Origin of the sequence: Kitasatospora sp. MY 5-36 (assembly GCF_001182915.1) — a bacterium.
Lineage (GTDB): Bacteria > Actinomycetota > Actinomycetes > Streptomycetales > Streptomycetaceae > Kitasatospora.
This window is the reverse complement of the sequence record NZ_LFVW01000668.1, coordinates 1-6166: the sequence shown is the minus strand read 5'-3', so window position 1 is coordinate 6166 and position 6166 is coordinate 1. Positions and strand designations below refer to the sequence as shown.

General features: G+C 74.8%; 8 protein-coding genes. 3 read left to right on the top strand and 5 right to left on the bottom strand.

Going from position 1 to position 6166, the window contains the following annotated elements; translation table 11 throughout:
• Positions 1-301 precede the first annotated feature (301 nt).
• A complete protein-coding gene (locus AE652_RS33145) occupies positions 302-925 on the top strand; it encodes an SMI1/KNR4 family protein (RefSeq protein WP_049658362.1) in 624 nt (207 codons plus the stop codon).
• Positions 926-1073: 148 nt separating this feature from the next.
• On the opposite strand, the gene AE652_RS33140 is transcribed toward AE652_RS33145, so the two are convergent.
• The gene (locus AE652_RS33140; RefSeq protein ID WP_049658359.1) at positions 1074-1289 is read right to left on the bottom strand and encodes a hypothetical protein; all 216 of its coding nucleotides are present in this window, start codon (positions 1287-1289) and stop codon (positions 1074-1076) included.
• Positions 1290-1293: 4 nt separating this feature from the next.
• Positions 1294-2304: a zinc-binding alcohol dehydrogenase family protein gene (locus tag AE652_RS33135; RefSeq protein WP_082346134.1), complete on the bottom strand. Its 1011-nt coding sequence runs from the start codon at positions 2302-2304 to the stop codon at positions 1294-1296.
• Positions 2305-2504: 200 nt separating this feature from the next.
• On the opposite strand from AE652_RS33135, the gene AE652_RS33130 reads away from it, so the two are divergent.
• Positions 2505-2885 (top strand): helix-turn-helix domain-containing protein, encoded by a 381-nt coding sequence (locus tag AE652_RS33130; protein WP_049658356.1) that lies wholly within the window; start codon positions 2505-2507, stop codon positions 2883-2885.
• A gap of 134 nt (positions 2886-3019) precedes the next feature.
• On the opposite strand, the gene AE652_RS33125 is transcribed toward AE652_RS33130, so the two are convergent.
• The 3 genes from AE652_RS33125 to AE652_RS33115 are packed head-to-tail and all read right to left on the bottom strand — an operon-like array spanning position 3020 to position 5170.
• Complete coding sequence (locus AE652_RS33125; RefSeq protein ID WP_049658354.1) at positions 3020-3274, bottom strand: hypothetical protein; 255 nt, start codon at positions 3272-3274, stop codon at positions 3020-3022.
• Positions 3275-3311: 37 nt separating this feature from the next.
• Positions 3312-4490: a HAMP domain-containing sensor histidine kinase gene (locus AE652_RS33120; protein WP_234348633.1), complete on the bottom strand. Its 1179-nt coding sequence runs from the start codon at positions 4488-4490 to the stop codon at positions 3312-3314.
• Positions 4487-5170: a response regulator transcription factor gene (locus AE652_RS33115; RefSeq protein ID WP_049658353.1), complete on the bottom strand. Its 684-nt coding sequence runs from the start codon at positions 5168-5170 to the stop codon at positions 4487-4489. Before AE652_RS33115 ends, AE652_RS33120 begins: the two co-directional genes overlap by 4 nt.
• A 144-nt stretch (positions 5171-5314) precedes the next feature.
• Between AE652_RS33115 and AE652_RS33110 the strand changes: the two genes are divergently transcribed.
• Entirely contained in the window at positions 5315-6007 is a 693-nt protein-coding gene (locus AE652_RS33110; protein WP_082346132.1) for a M15 family metallopeptidase, read from the top strand.
• Positions 6008-6166: the final 159 nt, after the last annotated feature.

The following is a 6166-nucleotide window of genomic DNA, read 5'->3' as shown; positions in this document are numbered from 1 at the left end:
TGACCTAGATCGAATACTTCGCCAGCAGAGTCGCCCGTCCGACTTCCCGCGCCGCACCGACCGGTTGGCGGGACGGCCCGTCCCCTGACCGGGAGGCCCCGCCCGGCCTGCCGGAGCGGGAAGCCGGCCCGTCCGACGTGTCACGCCGTGGCCGCCCCCGCGCGGCAGAATGGGAAGCCGACGGGGGCAGGGTTCCATCGGACACGACGGGTGTCCCCGGCGACGCAGGACGTCCCGCGACCGCCTCGGTGACCGATCCGTCGGTGACCGACCTGTCGGTGCACGGCCCTACGGTCGCGGCGTGACCAATACCGACGCCCTTGCTCTCGTCTCGGCCTGGCAGCGCTTCAGCGCCTGGTTGGCCGCCCATTCCCCGGCCGATCACGCGGCCCTGCGGCCGCCGGCCGACGCCGGCCGGATCGCACACCTGGAAGAGGGGCTCGGCTTCGCCCTGCACCCCCAGCTACGCGCCCTGCTCGAACTGCACGACGGCGTCGCGCAGCCACCCGACGGGGAGATGTACCCCCCGGGATCCTTCCTGCCCCTGGGACACCGGCTGATCCCCACGGAGCACATCCTCACGCGCCACCGGGAGTTCGCCGAGGTCCTCCCCCCGGAGACCTTCGGCCCCGAGAGCTGGCGCCACCTGGTCAGCCACGCGCACTGGTGGGTACCCATCGCGCTGCCGAACGACGGGGGCCTGCTCCTCGTGGACCACCTCCCCGGTCCCGTCTACGGGCACGTCTACGAGATGGGCCTCGGCTCGGGCGATGCCGACGGCAGCCTGTGGGCTACCAGCCTCGCGGACATGTTCACAGCACTGACGGACAGCCTGACCACCGGCCGACAGTTCCACCACTTCGCCCCGGACACCCACCGGCACGCCCCCGGACACCACCGCATCGACTGGCAGGTGGTGCTGTAGCAACCACCCCGGACCGAACAGCCCGGCAACGGACGCGCCGCACGCGGCCACGGCACCGGGCGGTGGCGTCTGCGGCGGGGTGGGTGCGGTCGCCCCGGGGCGGAACCGAGCGAAACGGGGATCCGGCGGGCGCGGGCGCGGGCGGGGGTCAGTCTCCCGGGCGGCGGCGCAGCCACCGGTAGAGCAGGGCGGCCGTGGCGGCGCCGGTGGCCAGGACGGCGGCGTCGAGCCGGGCGGGCACGGCCGGGTCCTGCCCGTGGTGCTGGTAGACGCCGGACAGCAGGGCCCGGGCGGCCAGGGCCGCCACCGCCCCGGCGCCGGTGGCGATGAGGGCCTCGATCTGGCCGGTGCGGCGGGAGGGCACCGGCTCAGAACCCGGTGAGGGTCGTCTTGCCGATCGCCGTACCGGACTCCTGGAGGCGGTGGGCCGCCCGGAGGTTGGCGGCGTTGACGGGGCCGAGGTCGCGGGTGGCGGTGGTGGTGAGGACGCCCGCGTCCACCAGGCGGGCGACCCGGTCGAGGATGCGGTGCTGCACCGCCCGGTCGGCGGTGGCGTGCAGGGAGCGGGTGAACATGAACTCCCAGTGGAAGGAGATGCTCTTGCCCTTGAGGACGCCGATGTCCAGGGAGTCGAAGTCGTCGACGGCGACGATGCCGCCGAAGGGCTTCAGGGCCTCGGCGTAGGCGGTGAGGTTGCGGTCGGTGGCGACGGTGCTGAAGACGTGGTCGAGGCCGCCGGGAGCGACCTCGGCCAGCTGCGGGCCGAGCGGGCGGCTGTGGTCGATCACGTGGTCGGCGCCCATGCGGCGGGCGAAGTCGGCCGATTCCGGGCGGGAGGCGGTGCCGATCACGGTCAGGCCGGTGAGGGCGCGGGCGAGCTGGGTGACGAGGGAGCCGACGCCGCCCGCGGCGGCGGTCACCAGCAGGGTGCCGCCCTGCTCCGGTCCGCCGGTGCCCAGGCCGAGGCGTTCGAAGAGGCCCTCCCAGGCGGTGAGCGCGGTCAGCGGGAGCGCGGCGGCCCCGGCGAAGGAGAGGGTGGCGGGCTTGCGTCCGACCAGGCGCTCGTCCACCGCGTGGTAGCGGGAGTCGGCGCCGGGCCGGTCCAGGGCTCCGGCGTAGTACACCTCGTCGCCGACCCGGAACAGCTCCGTCTGCGGGCCGACCGCGACCACGGTGCCGGCCGCGTCCCAGCCCAGCACCCGCGGCTCGCCGCCCGGGTCGGCGCTCTGGCGGACCTTGTGGTCCACCGGGTTCACGCCCACCGCCTCGACCCGCACCAGCAGGTCGCGCGGGCCCGGCCGGGGCACCGGCAGCTCGACGTCGAGCAGGCTCCGCGGGTCGTCGACCGGCAGGCTCCGGCGGTAGGCGACGGCGGGCATCGTCGCCGGGATCCCGGCGGTCTCGGGCGTCGGGGGCGTCGCGGGCACGGCGGTCATCAGGGCTCTCCTCCTCGGGGCGCCCGGGGTGTCCGGGCACGTCGGAGACGGTATGCGGAAGGTAGTGGTTACCCGCAAGGACCATTGGTACCTGTTGGGTACCAAAGCAGTACCCGACGGGTACCAATGGGTACCATCGGCGCGTGACGACGACCCGTACGGCGAAGACCCACGCCCCCGACTGCACCGACCCCAAGTCCGTCTACGCCGCGGCCTGCCCCTGCCGCGACATGCTCGACCTGCTGGCCAACAAGTGGAGCGCCCTCGCCCTGGGCGCCCTGGAGGACGGCCCGCAGCGCTTCGGCGCGCTGCGCACCCGCCTGCAGGGCGTCAGCCCGAAGGTCCTCACCCAGACCCTGCGCAGGCTGGAGGAGCACGGCCTGGTCCACCGCGAGATCCACGCCGAGGTCCCCCCGCGGGTCGAGTACAGCCTCACCCCGCTGGGCGCGGACGCCTGCGCCCCGCTGGCGCACCTGCGCACCTGGGTGGAACGCAACATCGACCGCTTCCCCGTGACCGGCTGAGGACGATCGGCGGCGGACGCCTGCGGTCGTGCTCGGCGACCGGTCGTACTCGGCGACGGCAGGCGGTACGGCCGTCCCGGTCGGGTTCGAGCGCGGCTTCAAGCGTTCGAGGTCGGCTCCGAGGACGCCTCCGCTCAGGGCCCGGACGGGGCGTCGGCGGCCTTCGCCCTGCACCGCGGGCAGCTTCCGCGCCGCTTCCTCGCGACGAACGGATGCCGGTAGACCGTCACCCGGCGCCGGGGGATGCCGCAGAGCGTCGCCGGGCCGGCCAGGGCGTGCTCCAGGGCCGGGTCGCCGGTCTCCCGGCTTGCGGCGAAGCCCGTCGGAGCGAGCCCCAACGTGAACCGGAGGGACTGGAGGAAACGGAGGCGGCGACCGAGCTGCGGCATGGCCGCCACCTTCCCACACGGCTCTTTCACCGTGACGTCAACGAGAACCGGGCAGACCGGGCAGGTCGAGGGTGGCGCGGAGGCCGCCGGCGGGTTCGGGGGCGAGGTGGAGGGCCCCGTGGTGGGCGTCGGTGACGGCGGCGACGATGGCCAGGCCCAGGCCGTGGCCGCGGCGGGCCGGGTCGGTCTCGGCGGTGCGCCCGCGGCCGCGCAGGAACGGTTCGGTGAAGGTGGCCACGGCCTCCGCCGTCAGCCGCGGGCCGGTGTTGGCGACGGTCAGGCGTACCCGCCCGGGCCGTTCGGGGTCGGCCCCGGTGGCGACGGTGACCCGCCCGCCGGTCGGCAGGTTGTGCCGCAGCGCGTTGTGCAGCAGGTTGACGGCCGCCTGGCGCAGCAGGACGGGGTTGCCGGCGGTCGGGGCGGGGCGCAGGTCGGCGGTGAGGGTGACGCCGAGGGTCCGGGCCTCGTCGCGGACGGCGGCCAGTGCCTCGCCGGTGGCGGTGGCGAGGTCGGTGGGGGCGAGGTCGGGCGGGGCGTGGCCGAGGTCGGCGAGCTGGAGCAGGGCCTCGCTGATCTCGATGCCGCGCTGGTTGGTGTCCTGGAGGCGGCTGACGAGCCGGCCCCAGTCCTGGCCGGACGGGTCGGCGGCGGCGACCTGGAGCATGGTGCGGGTGATCGCCAGCGGGGTGCGCAGTTCGTGGGAGGCGTTGGCGGCGAAGCGCTGCTGGGCCTCGAAGGAGTGCTGGAGGCGGGCGAGCATCTCGTCGAAGGCGTCGGAGAGGTCGGTGAACTCGTCGCGCGGCCCGGTGAGGGCGATGCGGTGTTCCAGCGCGCCGCCCGCGGCGCGGTGGGCGGCGCGGGTGATGTCCTGCAGCGGGCGCAGCACCCGGCCGGCGATCAGCCAGCCGCCGACCAGGCCGACGGCGGTCAGCAGGGCCAGGGCGTAGCCGCTGGCGGTGAGCAGGGAGCGCAGGATCTCCTGGCGGGAGGGGGCGTCGGAGCGGTAGCGCGGGTTGGAGGAGGTGAGGGGGTAGTTGGGCACGTAGCGCATGCCGACGTAGACGACGGCGAGGCAGAGGACGCCGGCGGTGACGGCGAAGAGGGTGTAGCTGAGGGTCAGGCGCATCCGGGCGGTCAGCCGGCGCGGGCGGGTTCCGGTGCGGCGTCCGCCCGTACGGCGCCCGGAGGCGGAACCGGGGTCGGGGTCGGGGTTCACTGCGGGGTGCCTTCCTGGCGCGGGTCGGTGAGGCGGTAGCCCACGCCCGGCACGGTCTGGATCACCCACGGGTCGCCGAGGCGTTTGCGCAGGCCGGAGATGGTGATGCGGACCGCGTTGGTGAAGGGGTCGGCGTTCTCGTCCCAGGCGCGTTCCAGCAGGTCCTCGGCGCTGATGACGCCGCCGTGCGCCGCCATCAGGACCTCCAGGACGGCGAACTGCTTGCGGGACAGGCCCACGTAGCGGCCGTCGCGGTAGACCTCGCGGCGGAAGGGGTCCAGGCGCAGCCCGGCGTACTCCAGGACGGGCGGCGCGGCCTGGGCCAGGCGGCGGGCCAGGGAGCGCAGCCGGACGACGAGTTCGGCGAGGTCGAAGGGCTTGGTGAGGTAGTCGTCGGCGCCGAGTTCGAAGCCGGCGACCTTCTCGTTCAGGCGGGCGGCGGCGGTGAGCATCAGCACCCGGCAGCCCAGGGCCTGCTCGACGATGCTGCGGCAGACGTCGTCGCCGTGGGTGCCGGGGATGTCGCGGTCGAGGACGACGACGTCGTAGCTGTGGACGGCCAGGCGCTCCAGCGCCGCGTCGCCGTCGGTGACGATGTCGCAGGCCATCGCCTCCAGCCGCAGTCCGGCCTGGACCGCCTCCGCGAGGTAGATCTCGTCCTCCACCACCAGGACCCGCACGTGCCGTTCTCCCTCGCTCCGCTGTTCGTACCCATTGGACCCGATGGGGCCTATCGAAAACGTATCGGCCTGCGCAGACGTCCTCGCAACACCGACTTTCCTCCAATGGTCCGGCAACGGACGAGCACCACCGGGAGGCAGGAAATGGACACGACGGACACCCCGACGGAGACGGGGACCAGCACGGCCACGGGCACGGAGACGAGGACGGGGACGGCCACGGGGACGACCGCGCGGAGCGGACGGCAGCGGCGGCTGGCCGCGGGCGCCGCCGCGACGGCGGTGCTGGCCCTGGCCGGGGCGTGCGCCGCCGACCCGCCGGGCACCGAGGCCGTCCTGCGCACCCTGGCGGCCACCGTCACCGCCCAGCCCGTCACCGCCCCGCCCGTCACGACGGAGGCGGAGGCGGACGGGGAGATACCCGACGGCCGGACGCTGACCCCCTCCGACACCGGCTCCCCCGCCGTGGGCAACCTGGACGGTCCGCTGCGCGAGGCCCTGCAGCAGGCGGCCGTCGACGCGCGGGCCAAGGGCATCGAGATGACCGTCACCTCCGGCTGGCGCAGCAAGGCCTACCAGCAGCGGCTGCTGGACCGGGGGGTGGTCACGTACGGGAGCCTGGAGCAGGCCCGGAAGTTCGTCAACACGCCGGAGAAGTCCGCGCACGTCAGCGGCAAGGCGGTGGACGTCGGCCCGACCAGCGCCGACTACTGGCTGATCCAGAACGGCGCCCGGTACGGGCTGTGCCAGGTGTACGCCAACGAGATCTGGCACTTCGAACTGCTCACGACGCCGGGCGGGACCTGCCCGGCGCCGCTGCCGGACGCCGCAGGGTGAGGGGGCGCGCCATGACCGCTCCCGCCGGTTCCGACACGCCCGCCGAGGCACCCGACGGGGCCGCCCGGCCGTCCCGGCGACGGTCCGCACCCGGGTGGTGGGCCGTACGCCGGTGGCTGGCCGCACCCCGGTGGCCGATCGTCCGAGGGCGACGGGCCG